At 47.3% G+C, this 24,641-nt stretch carries 24 protein-coding genes; 22 read left to right on the top strand and 2 right to left on the bottom strand.

Translation table 11 applies throughout. From position 1 onward, the window contains the following. Positions 1–78 precede the first annotated feature (78 nt). The 19 genes from rimP (at position 79) to DT065_RS03000 (ending at position 20,089) form a co-directional block, all read left to right on the top strand. On the top strand, positions 79–546 hold the full coding sequence (rimP, locus tag DT065_RS03100) for a ribosome maturation factor RimP (RefSeq protein ID WP_114370787.1): 468 nt from the start codon (positions 79–81) through the stop codon (positions 544–546). Between the two features lie 180 nt (positions 547–726). Beyond that, entirely contained in the window at positions 727–1,953 is a 1,227-nt protein-coding gene (nusA, locus tag DT065_RS03095) for a transcription termination factor NusA (RefSeq protein ID WP_114370786.1), read from the top strand. Further along, entirely contained in the window at positions 1,950–2,222 is a 273-nt protein-coding gene (gene rnpM, locus DT065_RS03090) for an RNase P modulator RnpM (protein ID WP_114370784.1), read from the top strand. The genes nusA and rnpM overlap by 4 nt, the downstream gene beginning before the upstream one ends. Continuing rightward, the gene (locus DT065_RS03085; RefSeq protein WP_114370782.1) at positions 2,219–2,521 is read left to right on the top strand and encodes a YlxQ family RNA-binding protein; all 303 of its coding nucleotides are present in this window, start codon (positions 2,219–2,221) and stop codon (positions 2,519–2,521) included. Before rnpM ends, DT065_RS03085 begins: the two co-directional genes overlap by 4 nt. A gap of 18 nt (positions 2,522–2,539) precedes the next feature. Beyond that, a complete protein-coding gene (gene infB, locus DT065_RS03080; protein ID WP_114370780.1) occupies positions 2,540–4,705 on the top strand; it encodes a translation initiation factor IF-2 in 2,166 nt (721 codons plus the stop codon). Continuing rightward, entirely contained in the window at positions 4,702–4,977 is a 276-nt protein-coding gene (locus DT065_RS03075; protein WP_114370778.1) for a DUF503 domain-containing protein, read from the top strand. The genes infB and DT065_RS03075 overlap by 4 nt, the downstream gene beginning before the upstream one ends. A 21-nt stretch (positions 4,978–4,998) precedes the next feature. Then, complete coding sequence (gene rbfA, locus DT065_RS03070) at positions 4,999–5,346, top strand: 30S ribosome-binding factor RbfA (RefSeq protein WP_114370776.1); 348 nt, start codon at positions 4,999–5,001, stop codon at positions 5,344–5,346. A 34-nt stretch (positions 5,347–5,380) separates the two neighbouring features. Continuing rightward, a complete protein-coding gene (gene truB / locus DT065_RS03065) occupies positions 5,381–6,304 on the top strand; it encodes a tRNA pseudouridine(55) synthase TruB (protein ID WP_114370774.1) in 924 nt (307 codons plus the stop codon). A gap of 80 nt (positions 6,305–6,384) precedes the next feature. Next, positions 6,385–7,353 carry a riboflavin biosynthesis protein RibF gene (ribF, locus tag DT065_RS03060; RefSeq protein WP_114370773.1) on the top strand — a complete coding sequence of 323 codons (969 nt, stop codon included), beginning with the start codon at positions 6,385–6,387 and terminating at the stop codon, positions 7,351–7,353. Positions 7,354–7,520: 167 nt separating this feature from the next. Next, on the top strand, positions 7,521–7,790 hold the full coding sequence (gene rpsO / locus DT065_RS03055; protein ID WP_114370771.1) for a 30S ribosomal protein S15: 270 nt from the start codon (positions 7,521–7,523) through the stop codon (positions 7,788–7,790). Positions 7,791–8,055: 265 nt separating this feature from the next. Further along, on the top strand, positions 8,056–10,134 hold the full coding sequence (gene pnp, locus DT065_RS03050; RefSeq protein ID WP_114370769.1) for a polyribonucleotide nucleotidyltransferase: 2,079 nt from the start codon (positions 8,056–8,058) through the stop codon (positions 10,132–10,134). Positions 10,135–10,264: 130 nt separating this feature from the next. Beyond that, positions 10,265–11,290, top strand: a complete 1,026-nt coding sequence (locus tag DT065_RS03045) for a polysaccharide deacetylase family protein (RefSeq protein ID WP_227002709.1) — start codon at positions 10,265–10,267, stop codon at positions 11,288–11,290. Then, on the top strand, positions 11,287–12,531 hold the full coding sequence (locus tag DT065_RS03040) for a M16 family metallopeptidase (RefSeq protein WP_114370767.1): 1,245 nt from the start codon (positions 11,287–11,289) through the stop codon (positions 12,529–12,531). The genes DT065_RS03045 and DT065_RS03040 overlap by 4 nt, the downstream gene beginning before the upstream one ends. A 634-nt stretch (positions 12,532–13,165) precedes the next feature. After that, positions 13,166–13,402 (top strand): YlmC/YmxH family sporulation protein, encoded by a 237-nt coding sequence (locus DT065_RS03030; protein WP_114370763.1) that lies wholly within the window; start codon positions 13,166–13,168, stop codon positions 13,400–13,402. Positions 13,403–13,879: 477 nt separating this feature from the next. Further along, positions 13,880–14,755, top strand: a complete 876-nt coding sequence (dpsA, locus tag DT065_RS03025) for a dipicolinate synthase subunit DpsA (protein ID WP_114370761.1) — start codon at positions 13,880–13,882, stop codon at positions 14,753–14,755. A 5-nt stretch (positions 14,756–14,760) separates the two neighbouring features. Then, positions 14,761–15,354 carry a dipicolinate synthase subunit B gene (locus tag DT065_RS03020; protein WP_114370760.1) on the top strand — a complete coding sequence of 198 codons (594 nt, stop codon included), beginning with the start codon at positions 14,761–14,763 and terminating at the stop codon, positions 15,352–15,354. Positions 15,355–15,479: 125 nt separating this feature from the next. Continuing rightward, entirely contained in the window at positions 15,480–16,532 is a 1,053-nt protein-coding gene (gene asd / locus DT065_RS03015; RefSeq protein WP_114370758.1) for an aspartate-semialdehyde dehydrogenase, read from the top strand. Beyond that, positions 16,529–17,776 (top strand): aspartate kinase, encoded by a 1,248-nt coding sequence (dapG, locus tag DT065_RS03010; protein ID WP_114370756.1) that lies wholly within the window; start codon positions 16,529–16,531, stop codon positions 17,774–17,776. The genes asd and dapG overlap by 4 nt, the downstream gene beginning before the upstream one ends. A 642-nt stretch (positions 17,777–18,418) precedes the next feature. Next, positions 18,419–20,089: a ribonuclease J gene (locus DT065_RS03000; protein WP_114370752.1), complete on the top strand. Its 1,671-nt coding sequence runs from the start codon at positions 18,419–18,421 to the stop codon at positions 20,087–20,089. 62 nt (positions 20,090–20,151) lie between these two features. Here the strand turns inward: DT065_RS03000 and DT065_RS02995 are convergent, their stop codons facing one another. Together DT065_RS02995 and DT065_RS02990 are read right to left on the bottom strand one after the other, a co-directional pair. Next, positions 20,152–20,427: a hypothetical protein gene (locus tag DT065_RS02995; protein WP_160112374.1), complete on the bottom strand. Its 276-nt coding sequence runs from the start codon at positions 20,425–20,427 to the stop codon at positions 20,152–20,154. A 71-nt stretch (positions 20,428–20,498) separates the two neighbouring features. Continuing rightward, positions 20,499–20,792: a hypothetical protein gene (locus DT065_RS02990; protein ID WP_114370748.1), complete on the bottom strand. Its 294-nt coding sequence runs from the start codon at positions 20,790–20,792 to the stop codon at positions 20,499–20,501. A 287-nt stretch (positions 20,793–21,079) separates the two neighbouring features. On the opposite strand from DT065_RS02990, the gene DT065_RS02985 reads away from it, so the two are divergent. The 3 genes from DT065_RS02985 to DT065_RS02975 all read left to right on the top strand — a co-directional run bounded on the left by DT065_RS02985 (position 21,080) and on the right by DT065_RS02975 (position 24,607). Continuing rightward, positions 21,080–21,820, top strand: coding sequence for a ClpP family protease (locus DT065_RS02985; RefSeq protein ID WP_114370746.1), 741 nt, complete (start codon positions 21,080–21,082; stop codon positions 21,818–21,820). Next, entirely contained in the window at positions 21,817–22,026 is a 210-nt protein-coding gene (locus DT065_RS02980) for a YlzJ-like family protein (protein ID WP_114370744.1), read from the top strand. The genes DT065_RS02985 and DT065_RS02980 overlap by 4 nt, the downstream gene beginning before the upstream one ends. 247 nt (positions 22,027–22,273) lie before the next feature. Further along, on the top strand, positions 22,274–24,607 hold the full coding sequence (locus tag DT065_RS02975; protein WP_114370743.1) for an FtsK/SpoIIIE family DNA translocase: 2,334 nt from the start codon (positions 22,274–22,276) through the stop codon (positions 24,605–24,607). Positions 24,608–24,641: the final 34 nt, after the last annotated feature.

The raw sequence follows: 24,641 nt of genomic DNA, 5'->3' as shown, positions 1-24,641 counted from the left end.
AAACGAAGGCTCGCTATTGGACTTGGCTAAGCCCAAGTTTTTCTTATCGTATGGACGGTTTTGAAAAGGAGGGAGCATATGTCTGCAAACGTGAAGGAGAACATAGCCACAATCGCGAAACCTATGCTTGATGAACTTAACATGGAGCTTGTCGATGTGGAATATAAAAAGGAAGGGAAAAACTGGGTGTTGCGTATGTTTATTGACCATCCAGACGGCATAGGACTTGAGGAATGTAGCATCGTCAGTGAACGGATGAGCCAAAAACTAGACGAAGAAGACCCCATCCAAGGATCTTATTATTTGGAAGTGAGTTCTCCGGGAGCGGAACGTCCGCTGAAAAATGCAAAGGATTTTCAGGGTGCCGTCGGCAAGAACGTCTATCTCAAGACGTATGAGCATGTCGATGGCAGAAAGACGTTTACAGGAGAGCTCGCCGCTTATGAAGATGGAGAAATAACGATCAACATTCGCGAAAAGACACGGACCGTTGCATTTCAAGTGCCGGAGCGCTTGATCGCAAATGCACGTTTGTCCGTATTATAGAGCAATCGGTGTATCCCGGTGATAAACGCCGTAACCCCGGAGGTCAGGTGTCGGTAGACGTAACCCGGAAGATATTCTTCCTTCCTCCCTGAATAGGACTGCTCCCAGCGCTGTCCTCAGAAATCTTACCTTTGGTTAATGGAAGTTTCACTGTACTCACTGAAAGGGGACTACGTAGTTATGAACAGCGACTTTTTAGATGCTTTGACAACATTGGAAGAGGACAAAGGCATCGAAAAGGAAATCGTGCTCGAAGCCATTGAATCGGCGTTGATATCGGCTTACAAACGAAATTTCAGCCAAGCGCCGAATGTACGCGTGGACATCAACCGTGACAATGGCGAAATTAAAGTGTATGCACGCAAACAAGTGGTTGAAGAAGTGTTCGACCCCAGGCTGGAGATTACCGTCGAAGCAGCGAGAGAAATAAGCATGCATTATGAGCTTGATGATGTCGTCGAAATTGAAGTAACACCGAAAGATTTCGGGAGGATCGCCGCGCAGACCGCAAAACAAGTGGTTACTCAACGAGTGCGCGAAGCAGAGCGAGGCATCATTTACTCAGAGTTTATCGATCGTGAAGAAGATATTATGACAGGCATCGTCCAACGCCAGGACCATCGTTTTATCTATGTTGATTTAGGAAAAGTGGAAGCCATCCTTCCGCAAAGCGAACAGATGCCGAATGAGACCTACGCGCATAACGATCGAATAAAATCTTACATTACGAAAGTGGAAAAAACGACAAAGGGTCCGCAAATTATGATTTCACGTACACATCCGGGCCTTTTAAAGCGATTATTTGAACTTGAAGTTCCGGAAATATATGATGGAACTGTTGAGATTCGATCGGTGTCAAGAGAAGCGGGGGACCGGTCAAAAATTTCCGTCCATGCGGAAGATCCCGAAGTTGATCCCGTTGGTTCATGTGTCGGGCAGCGCGGTCAACGCGTTCAAGCAATTGTTAATGAACTGAAAGGCGAAAAAATCGACATTGTTCATTTTTCCGATAACCCTGTGAACTACATCGGGAACGCCTTGAGCCCTTCGAATGTGCTCGATGTTCAAGTCGATGAGGAGGCGAAAAGCACCCTAGTGATCGTCCCGGATCACCAATTGTCCCTTGCGATTGGAAAGCGTGGGCAAAACGCACGCTTGGCAGCGAAGCTCACGGGCTGGAAAATTGATATTAAAAGCCTTTCGGAAGCAGAGGAGCAAGGATTATACGATCCGGCTACCGCTCGGGTCCCCGGGGAAGATGAAGGGGAAGCGGGCACCGCTCTCCAAGAGGATGAGATCGATGATAAAGATAGGGCTGAAGATGAATATATAGAAGAAGATGTTTTGGATGACGATCTCTATGAAGAGCTTCCAGAAACCGAGGACGTAGAGGAGAAAGAAAAATGAAAAAGCGTAAAACCCCTTTGCGAAAATGCATTGTAACCGGCGAAATGAAAGCCAAAAAAGAGCTCGTGCGAATCGTTCGGGGCACGGATGGCCAAGTATTCGTTGACCCGACCGGAAAGAAAAACGGGCGGGGGTCTTACATTACAAACACAGAAGAATGTTTCGCACTTGCCAAAAAGAAAGATCTTTTGTCACGCCATTTAAAAGTAAACGTCGATGAAGAAACGTATGAAAGGCTGGAGACGGAACGTCTTCAATTAAACAGATGAAACAAGATTTTTACCGATTTCTCGGGCTTGCAACACGGGCCAACAGGGTTGTTAGCGGGGAAGAAACTGTTATTAACGGCATTAAAAAACAACGTTTTCATCTTGTTCTTATTTCCGATGATGCATCAACAAACACAAACAAACGGTTGGGCGATAAATGCCGGCATTATCATATACCAATCAGGCAAGCGGGGACACGGCAAGCGATGGGGGAAGCAATCGGAAAGCACGAGCGTGTCGTCATCGGCATTACGGATAAAGGATTTTCCGATAAAATGATCCGTATGCTAGACCAATAGAAGTTGGAGGTTGATTATATGGCGAAAATGCGAGTATATGAATACGCCAAGTCCATTAACAAATCAAGCAAGGAAGTCGTTTCGGCTTTAAAGGCGAAAAACATAAACGTGGTCAACCATATGTCTGTGATTAATGACGAACAAATCAAACAGCTAGAGCAGAATCAAACAACAGAGAAAAAGGATGGGAATATGGGGAAAAACGAAAATCAGAAACAAACCAAAGAAAAACAATCAAATGATTCAACACGATCCCAAAACCAAAATAACAATAAAAAACCAGCGCAACGAAATAAACAAGACAAAAGAAATCAAGGGCAAAATCAAAAACGCCAACGCCCCGGCCAACAACGAGGAGGAAACTATGGCCCCGGTCGCAGGGGGAGAGGCAATAAAAATCAAAAGCGGCGTGCAAAAGAAACCGCGAAAACGCCTGACAAAATCACGTTTGCCGGAAGCTTAACGGTAGCGGAATTGGCCGAGAAATTAAACAAAGACACGTCTGAACTCATCAAAAAGCTTATGGGTTTGGGGGTTATGGCAACGAAAAACGAAGACCTCGACAAAACCTCCATTGAGTTAATTGCCGGTGATTATGGCGTAGAAGTTGAAGAAGAAGAAATTATCGATCCGTTGGATATTGAACGTTACGAAGAAGAGGGCGACCCTGCGGATCTTGAAGAAAGAGCTCCGGTCGTTACGATCATGGGGCACGTGGACCACGGGAAGACTACCTTGCTTGACGGCATTCGTAAGACGAAGGTTACCGATACGGAAGCCGGCGGCATTACCCAACACATCGGTGCTTATCAAGTGGAAGAAGGGGGAAAAAAGGTCACCTTTCTTGATACTCCCGGCCACGCGGCGTTCACGACGATGCGGGCGCGCGGTGCGCAGGCGACCGATATCACCATTCTCGTCGTCGCTGCCGATGACGGAGTCATGCCGCAAACGGTGGAAGCACTGAACCACGCAAAAGCGGCGGAAGTTCCCATTATCGTTGCCGTAAACAAAATGGATAAAGAGAACGCGAATCCCGATCGCATCATGCAAGAACTAACGGAATATGAGCTGGTCCCTGAAGCATGGGGCGGGGAGACTATCTTCGTTAATGTTTCGGCCGTAAAAGGGGAAGGCATCGATGAGCTCCTAGAAATGATATTGCTTGTAGCGGAAGTGGAAGAGTTAAAAGCCAATCCGGTAAAACGTGCGCAAGGAACGGTTGTTGAAGCAGAGCTTGATAAAGGCCGGGGACCGGTTGCAACATTGCTTGTGCAAGGAGGTACGATGAACGTCGGTGACCCCATCGTTGTCGGGTATACGCACGGTCGTATTCGGGCGATGATGAATGATGTCGGCCGACGTGTAAAAAGCGTGGGACCGTCGACGCCGGTGGAAATTACCGGTTTGAACGATGTACCTCAAGCCGGCGATCAATTCCTCGTATTTGCCGATGAGAAGAAGGCAAAACAAATCGGGGAAGGACGCGCGGTCCGGGCGAAGGAAGCAAGGCGGCGGCAAACCTCCCGTGTCAGTCTTGATGATTTGTATAACCAAATTCAAGAAGGTGAAATTAAAGAAATCAACATCATCGTTAAAGCGGATGTGCAAGGCTCTGTGGAAGCCGTGCGCGGATCCCTTGAAAAAATTGAGGTGGCCGGCGCAAAGGTCAATATTATTCATACGGGCGTAGGAGCGGTAACAGAATCGGATGTCGTTCTTGCTTCCGCCTCTAATGCGGTGATTATCGGCTTTAACGTACGGCCCGGTGCGAATGCAAAACGGATGGCAGAAACAGAAAAAGTTGATGTACGCCTCTACCGTGTCATTTACGATGCAATCGAGGAAATTGAATCTGCGATGAAAGGGCTGCTCGATCCGGAATACGAGGAAAAAGTCATCGGGCACGTTGAAGTCCGTCAACTGTTTAAAGTGTCGAGAATCGGGACCATTGCCGGAAGCTATGTAACCGACGGCAAGGTTACCCGGGACTCCTACGTGCGTGTCCTTCGGGACGGTGTGGTTATTTATGACGGAAAAATCGCGGAGCTCAAGCGATTTAAGGACGACGTCCGGGAAGTCAGCAACAATTATGAATGCGGCATTACGCTAGAGAAATTTAACGACTTGCAAGAAGGGGATACGATGGAAGCTTATGTAATGGAAGAAGTTCCGCGAACATGATCGGTATCGTCCATTGTGAATGCTTCTTGCCGGATTGCTATTCCTTAAAGGAAAAACGTTCGATATTGCAAAGCCTTATCACCCGGGCTCGCCGTTTAAATATCTCTATTTCGGAAATGGACCATCAAGATGTATGGCAACGCACATCCCTCTCCATTGCCTGTATTAATAATAGTCGCAAGGTGATTGAGAAAGAGCTTGAGCATGTGCTTAAAATGATCGACGGCAGCGAAGGATTGGAATGTCATTCGGTCCAATATGAATGGCTGTAGTGAGAAGAAGGAGTGTTTACGATGAGTCAAATGCGCGCACAACGTGTCGGTGAACAAATAAAAAAAGAACTAAGCGATATACTCATGCGGGAGGTGAAAGATCCCCGCGTGGAGTTTGTAACGGTTACAGGGGTTGACGTAACCGGTGATCTCCAGCAAGCCACGGTGTATGTTACCGTGTTGGGGGATTCGGAAGAAGAAGGGGAAACATTGAAGGCGCTCCGTCAAGCGAAAGGGTTCATTCGCTCAGAAATCGGCAAGCGCATTACCCTTCGCAAAACCCCGGATATTGAGTTTGCGTTTGATGAATCGATCGATTATGGCAATCGGATTGAAAAATTGATCAATGATCTGAAAAAGGAAGAGTAGAGGGATGACACCCCTCTGATAGGTGGAGAAGCCAATGAACCTTAGTGGTATATTGCCGTTGGAAAAACCCGCCGGAATGACTTCACACGATTGCGTGCTCTTGGCTCGCCGTTGGTTCAACACCCGTGAAGTCGGGCATACGGGAACGCTCGATCCGGATGTCACGGGTGTTCTTCCCATTTGTGTCGGTCGTGCGACCAAACTCGTGCCCATTTTAATGGAAGGCGAGAAGGCGTACGAAGGTAAGATTGCACTTGGAAGCTCGACAACGACCGAAGATGCTTCGGGAGAGGTGCTCGACCGCCAAGAAGTTCGTGAAGCGATACCGAATGAGGAATTGGAACGAACATTCGCATCATTCGTCGGGGAACTCCGGCAGGTCCCGCCGATGTATTCGGCGGTGAAAGTCAATGGAAAAAGACTTTACGAGTATGCACGCGCGGGAGAAACCGTTGAACGTCCGGTCCGATCGGTTACGGTTTATGCATTCGACCGCACCGGGCATCCCTCCTGGTCACCGGAGCAAGGTCATCTTTTTATCCCCTTTTCGGTCGTTTGTTCGAAAGGGACCTATGTCCGAACGCTTGCGGTAGAAGCTGGAAAACGCCTGGGGTATCCCGCCCATTTATCGTTGTTGAGAAGAACGATGAGTGCAGGCATAGAGCAAAATGCGTGCGTGAGCATATCGGAAATGGACGAGCGTTTAGAACAAGGACGAGTAGCAGCACCTCTGTTGTCCGTGGAACATGTGCTCCGGGATTTCCCTCACTACGAAGTCAGCGACCGGGAATTACGAAAAATTACAAACGGCGCCGTTTTGCCGGCAAGTGATTATCCGCGATCGAAGCGAATTGTGTTCACAAAAAAACAACAAGCCCTTGCGATTTATACACCGCATCCTCGCAAGAAAGGCATGATAAAACCCGATGTAATGCTGAGGTTGGACGTAGGAAGTTAGATGTGAGAGGTTAGATGTGAGATGTAGACCTCCCACTTCTCACCTCCCACCTCTCACCTCCAGTAGAGGAGGCCGAAGATATGGAAGTGGAATATTTACAGGCGGAATTAACAGCCGCTGAGCGCGAAGCACGCTCCCCCGTGGTGCTGGCGCTTGGATATTTCGATGGAGTACACGAAGGCCATCAAAAAGTGATACGGACAGCAATCTCGGAAGCAGAAAAAAAGGGGGTCGAAGCGGCGGTTTTAACGTTTCATCCTCACCCACGCACGGTACTGTCCAAGCATTATGAAGGGGACGAGTATCCCGAACTGACCCCTTTGCCGATCAAGGAAGCCCGCGTACGGGAATTGGGAGTGGATCGGTTCTTTATCGTCACTTTTGACACAACACTCTCCTCTCTTTCGCCACAACAATTTGTTGACGGCTATATCCTTCCGCTTCATGTCATTCATGCCGTTGCCGGCTTTGACTTTTCTTACGGCCAATACGGGAAAGGCAACATGGAGACGTTGCCTTCCCATGCCCGTGGAGAATTTGAAACGACCGCTGTGACAAAATGGGAGAGAGGGGGAGAAAAAGTAAGCTCCACCCGTATTCGCCAACACATTGAATCCGGAGAATTGGAGCAAGCCAATGCATTGCTGAAACGCCCCCATTCGGTGCATGGAGAAGTCGTGAAAGGGGATAAACGCGGACGGGAGATCGGGTTTCCGACCGCGAATATAGCACTTGATTCCCCATATGTGTTGCCGCCTGTCGGCGTATTCTGCGCGTATGTGCAAATCGACGGGATGGATTACCCGGCTGTTTGCAGTTTTGGGTATCGCCCGACCTTTCATGAACAGCAAACGGAGCCGTTGATCGAAGCCCATCTTCTCTCCTTTCATGACGATATTTACGGAAAACGCGTAGAGATGAAATGGTTGAAAATGCTCCGCCCCGAGGTAAAATTCGATTCCGCAGACGCGCTGATTACCCAAATGGAAGAAGACAAGGACGTGGCCTATCATTATTTTGAACACCATTGGAAAGAAAGCTTAAAATAATGGTTTCAATGAAAGAAAAGTGGAACGGATGCTTGCATTCTCATAAAAAAAAATGTATTGTATTCGTTGTAGTCTGTTCCCATGACTATTAATGCCATTTGCTTGGCTTACACGCGCCACCGGCGGTAAGCGAGGGAAGTGGAGAAATTGAAAAGGAGGTGGAAAGGATGGCCTTAAGTCTAGAACGTAAACAGGAGATTGTCGATACGTATAAAGTACACGATTCAGATACTGGCTCTCCGGAAGTTCAAATCGCTATCCTCACGGAACAAATTGTCGAATTGAACGGGCATTTGCAAACCCATAACAAAGATCACCATTCCCGTCGTGGGTTGCTGAAAATGGTAGGAAAGCGTCGTAACTTGCTCACGTATCTGCGAAAGAAAGACATTACAAGGTATAGGGATATTATCCGCAAGCTGGGACTACGTCGATAACAGAGACTGTCAGGGGGGAGGGTATTCTTTCCCTGAACGGTGTTCTTTGCTATCAGCGGCTCCCCGCTGCTTGCTAAAGGATAAACCAAAAGCGGGGTGTTCATCCCGCTTTTTTTCCACTATCAAAAATATAAATGTATGGATGCTCGTATAGGAAGATCTTGGGCTTTCGTCAAAACTAGCGAAAATCCATGTTATGCTCATTAGCGATTGTATAGAAAACGTATTCGCCTGCCTAGGCGAAATTGGAAAAGGAGGTATATATATGGAAGGAGAGCAACAAGTATTTTCCCTCGATATTGGCGGTCGCACGATGACCTTTGAGGTTGGAAAACTTGCCAAACAGGCGAATGGCGCGGTGCTTGTAAAGTACGGCGACAGCGTTGTGCTCACCACCGCGACCGGCTCAAAAGAACCAAAAGACTTGCCATTCTTTCCATTAACGGTGAATTATGAAGAGCGTTTGTATGCAGCCGGAAAAATTCCCGGGGGATTTATTAAGCGGGAAGGACGCCCGTCGGAAGCGGCCACGTTGACGAGCAGGCTTATTGACCGACCGATTCGCCCATTGTTTCCCGATGGTTTCCGCAATGATGTCCAGGTGATCAGCACGGTGATGAGTGTGGACCAGGACGCATCTCCGGAACTGGCAGCGATGGTTGGATCTTCGCTGGCGCTCTCGATTTCGGACATCCCGTTTGCGGGCCCCATCGCCGGCGTGGAAATTGGGCTTGTCGATGGCGAATTCGTCGTCAATCCGACGAGCGATCAGGCGGAAAACAGCGAAATGGAGCTTACGGTAGCGGGAACGAAAGATGCCATTAACATGGTCGAAGCGGGTGCCAACGAGGTATCCGAAGAAAAGATGTTGGAAGCCATTTTGTTTGCCCATGAGGAAATAAAAAGAATTGTCACATTCCAAGAAGAAATCGTCGCTCAATGCGGCAAAGAAAAAATGGAAGTGACGTTGAAACAACCGGATGAGGGTTTGGAAGCAGACGTCCGACATCAAGCCGAGGGGCAACTGAAAGAAGCCGTGCTCGTGAAAGAAAAACACGCGCGTGATGTTGCCATTCAAGAAGTGGAAGCCTCCATCGTCGCCAATTTTGACGAAGAATATCACGAAGATGTAAAGGAAATTTTGCAAAGCTTTCTCAAAAAAGAATTTCGCCGTTTGATCACGAAAGAAAATATTCGTCCCGATGGACGAACACCCGAAGACATCCGTGATCTATCATCTGAAGTTCAGCTTTTGCCGCGGACCCACGGTTCGGGATTATTTACGCGCGGACAAACACAAGCCCTCAGCGTTTGCACGTTGGGCGCCCTCGGGGATGTGCAAATCATCGACGGGCTCGGCGAAGAAGAATCGAAACGATTTATGCACCATTACAACTTTCCGCCTTTTAGCGTGGGCGAGACAGGCCCGATGAGAGCGCCCGGGCGTCGGGAAATCGGGCACGGCGCACTTGGTGAACGGGCATTGGAGAGAGTCATTCCCGACGAGGATACGTTTCCTTACACGATCCGACTCGTTTCCGAAGTTTTGGAATCCAACGGTTCCTCATCACAAGCAAGCATTTGCGGGAGCACGCTCGCGATGATGGATGCCGGCGTTCCAATCAAAGCACCTGTTGCCGGAATTGCCATGGGACTTGTAAAAGAAGAAGAGGACGTAACCGTGTTGACCGATATTCAAGGGATGGAAGACGCTCTCGGGGACATGGACTTTAAAGTGGCCGGAACATCTGAAGGGATTACCGCCTTGCAAATGGACATTAAGATTGAAGGCATTACTCGTGAAGTGTTGCAAGAAGCCCTTGAGCAAGCACGAAATGCTCGTATGCAAGTGTTAAAAAGCATGCTTGATGTCATTAGCGCTTCGCGCCCGGAATTGTCTGCTTACGCGCCGAAAATCCTCACTATGTATATCAAACCGGACAAAATCCGCGATGTGATCGGACCGAGCGGGAAAATGATCAACCAAATCATCGAAGATACAGGCGTGAAAATAGATATTGAGCAAGACGGCACCGTCTACATTTCTTCGACGGATGCAAGCGCGAATGAAAAAGCGAAAAAGACGATCGAGGACATCGTCCGCGAGGTTGAAGTCGGGCAAATCTACGAAGGAAAAGTGAAACGAATTGAGAAATTCGGAGCTTTTGTGGAATTGTTTAAAGGAAGAGACGGACTCGTCCACATTTCCCAGCTGGCAAAAGAGCGGGTAAATAAAGTAGAGGATGTTGTAAAGATCGGGGATACGATGAACGTGAAAGTGACGGAAATTGATAATCAAGGCCGTGTAAATCTATCCCGAAAAGCGTTGTTAAGCGAAGAATAATGAATCACAGGAAAGAGAAACTTGGTCGAACAACCAAGTTTTTTTACTGTCTTTTTTTGTTTAAACATGACCTTACGAACCTAACATAACGCTTGAACTCTCGCATAAAATGGGACGAGGGGGGAGCGAAATGATGTTTAAAACGAGATTTTTGCAACTATTCATAGGCTTTCTCGTTGTCATTGTAGGTTTTACCGCTTGGCAAATTCCGCATACATCGGAGGACACGGTGGATACATGGACAGAAGAAGCAGAAGAATTGCAAACGGAAGAAAGCGGACAAGACATCCGCCAGCAGATCCAAGAGGCGGAAGAGGAGTTCAATGAACCCCCCATTGACGCTTTCATTGATGACGTTTGGAAAGGAGTCCCCGGTTATAACGGTCGTGTGATTGATGTTTCCGAATCATACGAAAACATGAAAGATCATGACCGCTACGCCGAGGAACTTCTTGTATTCCGTGATAGGACCCCTGAAGTTTCCTACGAAGATTTGCCGCCAACGCCATTTTATAAAGCGAATCCGAACAAGCCGATGGTCGGCTTAGTCATAAATGTTGCTTGGGGAAACGAACACCTTCCGGCAATTTTAAATGAATTAAACGAACAAGACGTAGAGGCAACTTTTTTCCTGGAGGGGGCTTGGGTTCGCGACTATCCGCGTCTCGCTCGCATGATTAAGGAAGAAGGCCATGAAATCGGCAACCATGCTTATTCTCATGCTGATATGGCTTCTTTATCAACGGAAGAAATAAGAAGCGAATTGGAGGACACAAATGAAGTGATTGCAGCAACGTTAAATGAAAAGCCGCAATGGTTTACTCCGCCATCGGGAAGTTTCAGTAACGAAGTGGTGGAAATTGCCCGCGAACTGGACATGTATACCGTGCTTTGGACCGTCGATACGATTGATTGGCAAAACCCTGACCCAGATGCTATGGTGGAACGAGTCACGAATCAAATCCACCCGGGAGCAACTGTCCTGATGCACCCGACAAAACCGACAGCTAAAGGCATCGGCACGATGATTGAGCAGATTCGGGGCAAGGATTTGGAGATTGGAACGATCTCAAACGTCATGAGCGAAAATCGCGTGACCCTATCACAAAAACAAACAGAGGAAGAGGAGGACGATGAGTTATTGTTCAACGAATGAATTTGCCAAACGGGCTTCGCCTCGTTTATGAACCGATGGAACATGTACGCTCGCTTGCCATCGGCATATGGATATACACGGGATCGAGGGATGAAAATGAAGCAGAAAACGGCATGACCCATTTTCTTGAACATATGCTTTTTAAGGGAACAAAAACAAGATCGGCCACCGAGATCGCAGAAAGCTTTGACCGTATCGGCGGATATGTAAACGCCTTTACGGCGAAAGAATATACATGTTTTTACGCGAAAGTAATGGATAAACACGGGAAAGAAGCCGTGGAGATTTTAAGTGACATGTTTTTTAACTCCGTTTTTGATGAAGACGAGTTGGCAAAAGAACGGAATGTCGTACTGGAAGAAATCCGCATGGTGGAGGATACAGCCGATGATGTTGTGCATGATGATCTCGATGCCGTCGCTTACGGTAGCCATCCTTTAAGCCGACCGATCCTTGGTACGGAAAAAACGGTCCCCACCTTTAGCCGTGAACAATTATATGATTTTATTCATACCCATTACAGGCCTGATAACGTCGTTCTATCAATGGCGGGAAAAATCGATGATGGACTGTTATCTTTTGCAGAATCTCAATTTTCCGCCTTCTCGGCAAAAGAGGCCTCCACTTGGCATGAAGCACCGCCTGTACTGCTCAACAAAAAGGAAGCACGGGGAAAAAGGATTGAGCAGGCCCATCTTTGTCTCGGTTTTAACGGAGTCCCTATTCACGAAGATAACATTTATGGGATGGTCTTATTCAATCAATTATTGGGAGGGAGCATGAGCAGCCGCTTGTTCCAAGAAATCCGGGAACAGCGTGGGCTTGCGTATGCCGTGTTTTCCGATCATTTAGCTTATCGCGACGGAGGGATGTTAACGGTTTACGCCGGAACCGCTCCAACGCATGTGGATGAAGTTTTAGAGGCGATTTTGTCGATGGTCGAGCATTTTGCCGATGAACAGGTAAGTGGCAAAGATTTGGATAATGTAAAATCTCAAGTGCAAGGAAGCATGGTTCTTGGATTGGAAAGCACGAGCAGTCGGATGAGCCGAAACGGAAAAAATGAGTTGAGCCTCGAAAGCCACCCTTCGCTGGACACGGTAACGGAACGAATAGATGCCGTGACGACGCGAGATATCCAAGAAGTCGCGAAGAAAGTTTATGAGAAAGATTATGCCCTATCGATCATAAGCCCGGACGGAAAATTACCGAGAATAAAGCGAAAAAGCCCACTTCTTTAGGAGTGGGATGAATCGCTTTTTTTAGGTGTATTTTTATACAAGCGTATGTTCGTGTGACAAGATATTCACGAGGCGATTTCTTTGAAGTTAGAATTGCTAAAACCAACGCAAAAGAAAAAAGAAATATTTGAAAAAATGACTGTCCTGAATACACAATTCTCGAATTGGCTATTGGGTTATGATGAATATACACACCACACATCGCAAATGTGTAAATGTGGTCATACCGATAAAAGCAATCGAAAGAAACATACGTTTCTTGCGTGAAATGTGCGTATACAAACCACTCGGATGTAAACGCTGCGATGAACATAAAGCTGTAAGTGGGCTGTCGGATAAAACAGCTTAAAACCTAGTGTTATGGTAACAGTACCACCGCCTGTAAGGCACATGAATACCGAAGGTATTTAGAACGAAACAGGACGGGCTGATGACACAGCCCTTAACTAAAGGCTAGTTCGAAGCAGAAATGGATGGAGAACGGTTTAGCACTTTAGAATCCCATTGCTTTAACTGTGGGAGTGTCAACGAAGGGTCGTTCTAAATTGTCGCCATTGGCATAAATTTTTAAAGAACGCGACTTGTGCGGCCGCCGGCGATCGGCTCTCTCAAACACCTAACAAGGGGGGATCGTATGCGATTAAGCGAAATGAGTGCAAAAGAAATTGTTGATTTTGAACAAGGCGAGCGTCTTGGCGTTCCCGGAAGATTAGATGCACGTGTCAATGCTTCGACCGGTGAAATTGAAGCGTTCTTGTTTCCAACAACGAGATGGAGTCCTTTCCGAAAAAATGAAGAAACGCTCGAGATTCGCTGGCATCATATTCATACGATTGGTGAAGACATGATTATTGTCAATCGTTCGGTGTGAATGTGTAAGACGACTATGAAAAAAGGCTCCTTTTGGGGGTCTTTTTTCACTTTTTAGGGACCATGATGGGAATTTGATTGAATTTAAGCCATTCGGCCACAAAGACGGCTGTGGGTGGTGCAAAATGTCCTCACGCAAGGGGAGCGAGGCCAAAACATTCCCGCTAATTAACCGAGACATGGTCCCAACAGACGGCCTTACACAGAATCGGAAGCGATGACCGCTCAATTCAGCCGTTTTGCGATCGTTGGTGCAAGTGTTTTGCCTCGTTTATTTTCCCCTTTTTGTTATGCGGGAGATGGCCATGGATCACTTCTCGATCCCTGAAAAGCAGTTTTTTCCGCCAATATCACAAAGCCACCACGCACTCATTGCCTCCCCTGCCTTGCAATATACTTATTAGACGTTTTGAAAAGCTGAAAAACCGCACAGAACTGTGCGTCTGCTCATAATCTATAGGGCAATGGTCAAAAGGAGGTGAAGCTCATCGTACATGTCGCTGTCATCGGGGGAGATCGCCGCCAAGTGGAACTTGTGCATCGATTGAAAAAAACTGTTGCTCATATCACGGTGGTCGGATTTGACCAATGCTCTTTCCCGGATGCCAATGTGACCGCACATCCATTATCGGCAGTGCCTTGGGAGCAATTGAACGCGATCCTTTTCCCCGTCAGTGGGGTGGACGCGGACGGAAAGGTAGAAGCGCAATATGCACCGGAAGCGCTGATCGTTACCCGGGAAATGCTTACAAAAAAGCCAAATAACTGTATTATTTTCTCCGGCATCCGAACGGAATTTCTCAAGGACATGGAAGAAACCCTCATCTGTTGGATGGAAAGGGATGATGTCGCTGTTTACAATTCTGTTCCAACAGCGGAGGGGGCATTGATGCTGGCGATGCAGCACACAACGGTTACCGTGCACAAAGCATCTGTTGTCATCCTTGGTTTTGGCCGTTGTGGAATGACGATTGCCGACCTTTTTCAATCGGTTGGAGCAAAAGTAACCGTTGGGACAGATGATGATACCGAAAAGGCAAGAGCTCATCAAGCAGGCCATTTTTCAATAAGTTTACGCAGCATGGAAACGGAACTTGCGTGTGCCGATATTTGCATCAACACCATTCCGGTACCCATTCTTACGAAAGATACATTACCTTGTGTAAAGGAAAATTGCTATGTCCTTGACATCGCGAGTCGCCCTGGAGGTGTTGACATGGAAGCTGCCGGTCAACTTGGATTACATGCGCAAGAAGCGCCGGGATTACCGGGAAAAGTAGCTCCCGAAACGGCCGGGGAGATTCTCGCCATTATAACGTTGGCGATACTGAACGCTGAAAATAAGAAAGGATGATGGAGATGTTGCTCGACGGGAAACGGATCGGTTTTGGATTGACAGGATCCCACTGCACGTTGGAAGAAGTGATTCCGATGATTAACGGGCTTCAAGATGAAGGGGCGGAAGTGACCCCTTTTGTAAGTCATACGGTGCAAACGACAGATTCAAAATTCGGAACCGCCAACCACTGGCTGGAGTCCATTGAAAAGGCCGCTGGCCAAGAAGCGGTAAACTCAATCCCAAAAGCAGAGCCCTATGGTCCGAAAACACCGCTGGATGCGATGGTAATCGCACCGATGACCGGAAGTTCCATGAGCAAATTTGCCAATGCCCAAACCGATTCTCCGGTATTAATGGCGGCAAAAGCAACCTTAAGAAACAGCGCTCCGGTAGTCTTGGCTATTTCCACAAATGATGCCCTCGGACTAAACGCCACCAATTTGGCGAAATTGTTGCAAATGCATCATGTGTATTTCGTTCCGCTCGGCCAGGATCATCCTTATAAGAAACCTACATCTCTCGTCTCGAGAATGGAAGATATACCGCAAACCATTGAAGCAGCGATACGTGGGGAACAATATCAACCGCTCATCATTGAAAAGTTTAATGATTAGTCGCTCATAGCTGTTGCCAAAATACCGATATTCTTATATTTTAAGGACAGAGTTCTTATTTTAACAATGAAACGTGTAAATGACTTTGTTTAAGATTAGCAAAACAATCGAGGAGGTACCGGAGTATGGTAAAAAAAGAAGGATTAAATGTAGCACTTGTTGGAGCAACAGGCGCAGTCGGGCAACAGCTGCTAACAACACTCGCTGAACGATCATTTCCGATCAAAACGTTGAAAGTGTTATCGTCCCCGCGATCAGCGGGAAAGAAAATCGATTTCAACGGAGAAACACTTACGGTTGAAGAAGCTACACCCGAACAATTCGACGGGGTAGACATTGCATTTTTTTCCGCCGGGGGTTCTGTATCAAAACAATTGGCGCCGGAGGCTGTCAAGCGGGGAGCAACGGTGATCGATAATACGAGCGCTTATCGGCTGGATGAACAGGTGCCGCTCGTCGTCCCTGAAGTCAATGAGGGCGATCTCCACAAGCATCAGGGCATCGTCGCCAATCCGAATTGTTCCACGATCCAAATGGTCGTGGCGCTGGAGCCGATCAAGAAAGCTTATGGATTGAAAAAAGTCATTGTCTCCACCTATCAGGCCGTTTCAGGCGCGGGGTTGAGTGCTGTGGATGAGATGTATGAACAAACACAGCAAATTTTAAATGACGAAGCCATTTCGCCGGAATTGCTACCGGTATCCAAAGATGAAAAGCATTATCAAATCGCTTTTAACGCGATTCCACAAATTGATGTCTTTCAAGATAACGGGTATACGTTTGAAGAGATGAAAATGGTCAATGAGACGAAAAAAATTCTGAACGATTCTGATCTCCCCGTTTCAGCGACGTGCGTACGCTTGCCCGTCGAAACGTCCCACTCGGAGTCTGTGTATGTGGAAACAGAAAAGGGTGGCGCGACGGCAAAAGATATGCAAGGGGTCCTGAAAGAGGGCGCGGGTATCACCTTACAAGATGATCCAGCTACACAGACATACCCGCTTGCGACAGATGCAAAAGGATTGCCGGATGTTTTCGTCGGACGTGTGCGCCAAGATCTTGATGCAGAAAATGGCTATCACCTTTGGGTCGTTTCCGATAATTTGTTAAAGGGAGCGGCATTCAACTCTGTACAAATTGCAGAAAGTCTCGTTGAGTTGGGACTTACCAAGCGATGAGAATTACAGTGCAAAAATATGGCGGATCGTCTGTCCAATCGGAGACGCTCCGCCAAAAAGCTGCCGGTCACGTTAAAAGCGCGATGCAGTCCGGGTTCAAAGTGGTGGTGGTCGTATCTGCAATGGGACGCATGAATGATCCCTATGCAACGGATACGTTGTTAAACTTGATTTCCGAAGGTGACTCAGCCCTGCCAAAACGTGAACGTGACATGTTGCAATCCACCGGCGAAGTGATTTCCTCTGTCGTGTTTACGAACTTATTGATTGCAGAAGGCCTGAAGGCATCCGCGCTTACCGGCAAACAGGCTGGGTTTCGCACGACAGAAGAGTTTGGCAGCGCCCGCATAACAGAAATGGATACGCGGCATTTGCGCAAGCGTTTGGAAGAGGTGGACGTCGTTGTTGTTGCCGGTTTTCAGGGAGAATCGGAAAGCGGGGAAACGACGACGCTTGGCCGCGGGGGAAGTGATACTTCCGCAACTGCACTCGGTGCTGCTTTGCAGGCAGAATTCGTGGATATTTTCACGGACGTTGACGGCATTATGACCGCCGATCCGCGTATCGTGGGCGATGCGCGTCCAATGAAGACGTTAACGTATACGGAAGTCTCAAATTTGGCTCACCAGGGTGCGAAAGTCATCCATCCACGAGCGGTAGAAATCGCTATGCACGCAAAAGTTCCGATCCGTATTCGCTCGCTGTCCTCCGCGTCCAATGGCGGCACCCTCATCACGACCGCTCAAACTCATACGCCGGGAAGCGATGTTCGGGAAGGCCTCGTGACCGGTATCACGTATGTCCGTCGGATTACGCAAGTGATTGTGCCTAAACAGCAGGAGGATATGCAAGCGGCTTCGGTCATTTTTGAGCGTATGGCGGCAGAAGGGGTAAGTGTCGATTTTATTAATATTGACCCAACGTCGATCGTATTCACCGTTCCGGAAGGGAAAAGCCAACTCGTGGAACAAAATCTCAATGACATGAACTATCCACAGAAACTATTGCAAGGGTGCGCAAAGGTTTCAGCGGTCGGGGCCGGAATGACCGGCGTTCCCGGAGTTGTATCACGAATGACGAGCGCGCTTTATCAAGCGGGGATTGATATTTTGCAAGCAACGGATTCTCATACTACCATTTGGGTGCTCGTTCGTGACGAAGAGATGCACGGGGCTGTCAACGCGCTTCATGGCGTGTTCCATTTAGCAGATAGTCAGAACCATGAACGGCGGATTTCCGAATAAAAAATTAAGCGGGAGAAGAGGTTTTTAGTGCCTCTTCTTTTTTGGGTTGATGGCGCTTGTAATCGGGTGATACTAAAGACAAAAAAACGAGCAATGCGATAGTTTTGTCCTTGAAAAACGCGTATAAGGACAAAATTACGGCTGGCGCGGAAGTTTTGTCTTCAAACCGGTAGATTAACGACAAAATTATATATATTACAAATATTTTGTCTTTGAAGGGGAAAAATGAAGACAAAATCAAGACTATGCGAAAATTTTGGCCTCAAAACCGGGGAGGAAACGTCCATCGATCTTTTTTTGGCGGTCTCGCCGATATATAGAACGTATGACCTTCTCACTTTGCATCTTGGCGATAAGCGTACATTTTCAAAACCTTCCCCGCTCTTCTTGCCCCCGTTTTTTCATACACGTAAAGTGCTACACAAAAAAAATCGCAGTCATTCTGCTTGTCTTGAAGCGGGCAATTAGGGTATACTAACTAGCAGTTCATTCGTTCGGGAAACATTAAGCTTTAAGCGTGGAGAAAAGTGGGAAGAAAAAACGGACATATTCTCACTGCTGGCATCCAGAATGAGTAACGCAGCGAGCTACATCGTTTTGACGGACAACGATGGCCAAACATAACAATAGGAGGAACTGATATTGCCGAAGCATGAATCGACAAGTAAAGTACGTGTTTTTGCCTTGGGCGGACTTGGTGAAACAGGCAAAAATATGTACGTAGTGGAAGTGAACGATGAAATGATCGTTTTGGACGCGGGTCAAATGATTCCGGAAGATGATATGCTCGGCGTCGACATTGTCATTGCCGATATATCTTATCTCGTCCAAAATAGCGATCGTGTGAAAGGAATAATTCTCTCCCACGGGCACGAAGATCACTGTGGCGCTTTGCCTTATGTGTTACGAAAACTACAGGTGCCCGTGTATGGCACAAAGCTGACCCTCGGCCTTATTGAAGGGGATCTGAAAGCCCAGAACCTGCTAAAGAAAACGGAATTGAAAACCGTTTCTTCAGGGGATAAAGTGAAAATCGGCAACGTGAAAGTTGAATTTTTCAGGGTCAGCCACAGCATTCCCGATTGTGTCGGTGTTGCCCTTGAAACCCCACAGGGATACGTGGTATACACCGGAGATTTTAAATTTGACCAGACACCTGCGGATCACAAATTTGCCGATGTCGGCAGAATGACACAATATGGAAAAAAAGGCGTCCTCTGCCTATTGTCTGATAGCACCAACGCGGAAATCCCGGGCACAACTCCTTCGGAAAAAGAAACGGAACCGGGAATGAAAGCAGTGTTTCGGGAAGCAATGGGCCGAGTGATTGTCAGTACGTATGCATCAAATATATACCGTATCCAACAAGTCATTGATGCAGCCAAGGAAACGAATCGTAAAGTAGCAGTGGTCGGCGAGTCGATGAAGAAAAATATCCAAATTTCCAAGCGGCTCGGTTATTTGCGTGTCCCCAAACAATTAATGATTAATGTCGAAGAATTGTCCAAGCATAAAGGGGAAAACATCGCGATAATTTCCACAGGCAGCCAAGGGGAGCCTACCTCCGGATTGCATCGAATGGCGAAAGGAACCGACCGTCAACTTTCGATTATGCCGAAGGATACCGTCGTGATTTCGGCAAGCCCGACCCCGGGAAAGGAAAAATCGATTGGACGTGTGGTGGATTTTCTTTATAGAGTCGGAGCAGAAGTCGTTCACTCCGATAAAAATGTGAATGTATCCGGACACGCCAGCCAAGAAGAACTCATGCTTATGCTTAATCTTATGAAGCCGCGCCATTTTGTCCCGATTCAAGGAGAATACCGTATGCAAATCGCCCACGGAAATTTGGCGAAAACGACCGGTGTTCGTCCCGAACGAATCCATTTGCTGCAAAACGGAGAAGTGTTGCAGCTTGAAGAAAAAAATGCGACCAAAAGCACGAAAGTCCAGGCAGGAAATGTTCTCGTCGATGGCCTTGGCATCGGCGACGTAGGAAATATCGTATTGAGGGACCGTCGGTTGTTGTCCAAGGATGGCATCCTTGTTGTCGTAGTCACTTTAAATAAAAAAACCAATGCCTTTGTTTCAGGCCCTGACATTATCTCCCGCGGATTCGTTTATGTCCGAGAATCCGAAGAATTGTTGGATGAAGCGAAACAAAAGGTGACCGAAACGTTGCGCGAGTGCATGGAGGATAACGTAAACGAGTGGTCATCGTTAAAAAGCAACGTTCGCGACGTCCTTAGCCGTTACCTTTTTGATAAAACAAAACGGCGACCGATGATTTTGCCGATTATTATGGAAGTGTGAATCAGAACGCATGGTAAAATAAAAATGCTTGCTTCCGAAAAATGGGGAGCAAGCATTTTTTATTATTGAAGCCAAAATGGACGGTGTTGAGCCGGCCGATCATTTTCTGCCGATCGCGATGTTTTAAATCCACGATTTTCAAATTGGTGATCCATTTCCCTGAGCATCGTTTCGTATTGCTTTTTATCCAGTCGTCCGTCCGCGTAATAATAACAAGCAAGTGCATAAGCGAGGGCCGTTGTCTCGACGTTAACCGTCACATCAACATCCGAGTTTCCGCTCTCTTTTACCAATGACTGAGATTCCACCTGTGGGATAACGTCACTACGTCTGTACACGATGTATTCCTCCCCTTGATCCAAAAAGGCATAGAGGTGCTATTGGTTTAGCACCTCGCACACCTCCATGATTAATATCTTTTCCCATGTCCTCCCTCGTCAATGGACTGATTTGACTTAACATTTTGATCGGTCTTTGCACGTAGGCGTGCCAAAGCTTCTGAGTCCACGTGAACATCTACATAAGCGTTACCGCTATTTTTAACTTCTGAATGGTTAACATTGTAATTCTTGTCTTTTAAGAAGTTCTCGTTATCAAGGTCATTACGGTTTTTGTTGTCGTGATCATTTTTCACATGAACTTTTTTCATGTTGTGATCAACGTCGTAAAATTCTTTCTTATTTCTTTTATGATAGTAACTCATTTGGATAATCCTCCTTTTATTGAATATACGACAGGATATGAACGTAGCGTTCACTTGTTTGGATGAGCGTCCTTCAATTTTGAAAAATGTATACTTATCCCATTGTATGGGAAACGAATGTGCCGCTGCAATTATTTTTCTACACATAAGAAAATAAAAATTTTATAGATAATAGTATAAGAAAAACTACGGCTTCCGCCATTAAGACTTGGCGGAAGCCAAGTTTTTCTAATGTATGAATGAGCAAAAGCTCTCCAATAATAAAAGGCATAAAGGAGGTAGGTAATATGGTAGAACAACAAGAATCGAACCAACCGAATGAGCAACCAAATAAACAGTCCGATGAGACGGCGCAGGGGCTCGTCGATAAAATCCAGTCGCTAGGGCAAACGAACGTTCCGAAAGCGGACTCGGACGTTCATGTTATCACGGTGATCGGACAAATCGAGGGACATATGCAATTGCCGCCGCAAAACAAAACGACCAAGTACGAGCACATTATTCCCCAGTTGGTCGCGATTGAACAAAACCCAAACATCAAAGGGCTTTTACTCGTGTTAAACACCGTTGGCGGCGATGTGGAGGCAGGTTTGGCGATCGCGGAAATGGTGGCAAGCATGGACAAGCCTTCGGTTACGATCGTGCTTGGTGGCGGGCATTCGATTGGTGTTCCCATCGCCGTCGCGGGAGATCACTCCTTTATTGCCGAAACAGCGACGATGACGATCCATCCTATCCGATTAAATGGAATGGTTGTCGGCGTGCCGCAAACATTTGAATATATCGAGGAAATGCAGGAGCGCATCATTCAGTTTGTCACGAGTCATTCCAATGTGGATGATGATAAGTTTCGGGAATTAATGTTTGCAAAGGGGAACCTTTCCAGAGACATTGGTACGAATGTAATTGGAAAAGATGCCGTCGATCATGGGCTGATCCATTCCCCCGGGGGTGTGGGACCGGCCATTCGAAAGCTGAATGAACTGATCCGGCAAAAAGAAGCGGAACAAGGAGAGATGTTGCAATGACCCTCTACACCCACCTTCCACTCGAGGACGTTATGGCAGAGAAAAACGACACGGAAGTAAAATATAAAGATACGCCTTCCGGCATGGTAATGCTACAAAAGAACGAGGAAGGGGCTTGGATTGTTCAACGTTTGGTGAGTCCGGATCCGAATGACTATTTGAATGATGCGTATCAGCCCGGAAGCAGATGGAAGACCGAAGAATAGAGGCACAGGGTTGGAATTTCCAACCTTATACAAAGAAGTCTGAAAAATTTAAATTAAAAAACGTTGATCATTGCGCGGAACAGCTGCATTGTTTTCGTGTGTCGTGATCGAAAAGAGCGTAAAAGCCGTGAAGGATGGTTCGGGTCTATGTTATAATGACCAGGTGTTACCATTGATCGCAAGAAGTGACATCCATTGTAAAATATTTACGTTATCATGAAAGGAGTTCAGGAAGGAGGGGGATATTTTGGCGACCAAAAAGAAAAAACGCAGAAGAAAGAAACAGCAGGAATGGACGAGCCAACTTAAATTTGAATTATCAGGATTGATTCTCCTCGCTCTCGCCGTGATAGCCACATTTTCTTACGGCCCTGTAGGAACGATTATCATACAACTTTTTCGTTTTTTTGCCGGGGAATGGCATCATTTTCTCACTGTGCTTTTATATGCATTTGCGCTTACGCTTATTTTTCGGCGTGCCTTCGTGAGCTTTTGGTCTCGTCGATTGGCGGGCGTTTATACGATTATGTTTACCATTCTGCTTTACAGCCATTTAGGCCTCTTCGAGAACTTGGCAAACAGTGGCCCATTTCAAGATGGTTCGGTGCTGATGAACACCTTCCGGCTTTATACGATGGACTTGACCGGCCAAGCCGATGATCTTGGCGGCGGGATGATCGGCGCGTTAGGGTATGCCACCGGAACATTTTTAGTTGATGTTCCGGGCACGCAAGTGATTAGCTTATTGCTTGTCGTGATCGGTTTTATTTTGTTAAGCGGAACGTCATTAAAAGATAGCGGAATGTGGGTTTATAATCGCCTGAAAGCAGTTAATGCCACACTCGTGGCATCTTTCAAGAACTTCCGCACAGGTCGACAATCGGGAAGCGGGCAAGCTCCTCAATCCACTGAAACAGCCAATGAAGCGAAGAAACAGGCAACGTCCGGCAAGGAAGCCGCGCGGACAAGCGGGACGGGGAAACCCAATGAAGACGGACGTCCGGTGATTCACAATTTTCAGGAACAGGCTTATAAGGAAACGCCAGCGAAATCAACAAACGTACAGACGAAACCATCGACGGAAAAGAAAACAGGAGACAGCAAAGATAGCGAAACGGCCCCGCTATTAACCTCTGAAACGACCAACGAAGATTATCGGCTGCCGGAGGTGAAGCTATTGAGCGCGCCTGTTCAAAACAAACAGACGAATGATCGCAGTCATGTCTCTTCAAATGCAAAAAAACTGGAAGACACATTGCAAAGTTTCGGGGTACAAGCACAAGTGAATGAGGTCCATCTGGGACCCGCGGTCACAAAATATGAAGTGCAACCGGCGACAGGCGTCAAGGTGAGCAAAATAGTCAGTCTCACCGATGATATTGCCTTGGCGCTTGCAGCAGAAGACATACGAATTGAAGCTCCGATTCCGGGGAAGGCCGCTGTAGGGATAGAGGTGCCCAATCAGGATATTTCGATGGTTACTTTGCGGGAAGTGCTGGAATCGAAAAAAACGCAAAGCTCCCATGTATTGTCCGTCGCTTTAGGCCGGGACATTTCCGGGGAACCGATGACCGCCGAGCTTCATAAAATGCCCCACATGCTCGTTGCGGGAGCGACGGGGAGCGGGAAGAGTGTCTGCATCAACGGCATTGTCACAAGCATACTCATGAAAGCGAAGCCCCATGAGGTCAAACTAATGATGATTGACCCGAAAATGGTGGAGTTGAATGTCTATAATGGCATTCCCCATTTGTTAACCCCCGTCGTTACCGAGCCGAAAAAGGCGTCGCAGGCATTGAAAAAAGTCGTTGCTGAAATGGAACGCCGTTATGATCTTTTCTCGAATAGCGGCGCCCGTAATATTGATGCGTATAATGAAATGATCCGGAAGCAAAATGAGAAAGGAGAGGAAGAGCAGCCAACGCTGCCTTATATTGTCGTGATTGTCGATGAACTGGCCGACTTGATGATGGTGGCTTCCTCTGATGTGGAAGACGCGATTACGCGGCTGGCACAGATGGCAAGAGCCGCGGGCATTCACATGATCATCGCGACCCAACGCCCGTCGGTCGATGTCATTACCGGTGTCATTAAAGCCAACATCCCTTCACGTATTGCGTTTGGCGTTTCCAGCCAGACGGATTCCCGTACGATCTTGGATGCGGGCGGAGCCGAGAAGTTGCTCGGCCGTGGGGATATGTTATTCATACCGGTTGGTGCAAATAAAACGACGCGCATTCAAGGGGCGTTTATCTCCGATGAAGAGGTGGAGGCTGTTGTGAACGATGTTGTGGAACAACAAAAGGCGGCGTATCAGGAAGAGATGATGCCGGAAGAAGTGCCGGAAACAAGCGCCGATCCGGAAGATGAGCTTTATTATGATGCCGTATCGCTCGTTGTGCAAATGAATTCCGCGTCCGTGTCCATGTTGCAGCGCCGTTTTCGTATCGGATACACAAGAGCCGCCCGCCTCGTGGACGAGATGGAGGCTCAGGGCATTGTTGGACCGTACGAAGGGAAAAAACCGCGGCAAGTGCTATATCAGCCTCCCGATAACGATGATTTGACGAACGTTAGGTAATCAAACAGTATAAAAGGCCGGTGGATAGACGGTG

The sequence above is a fragment of the Salicibibacter kimchii genome (assembly GCF_003336365.1).
Classification (GTDB): Bacteria; Bacillota; Bacilli; order Bacillales; family Marinococcaceae; genus Salicibibacter; species Salicibibacter kimchii.
Note: the sequence above shows the minus strand (reverse complement) of the source record. Positions and strands in the feature narration are given on the sequence as shown.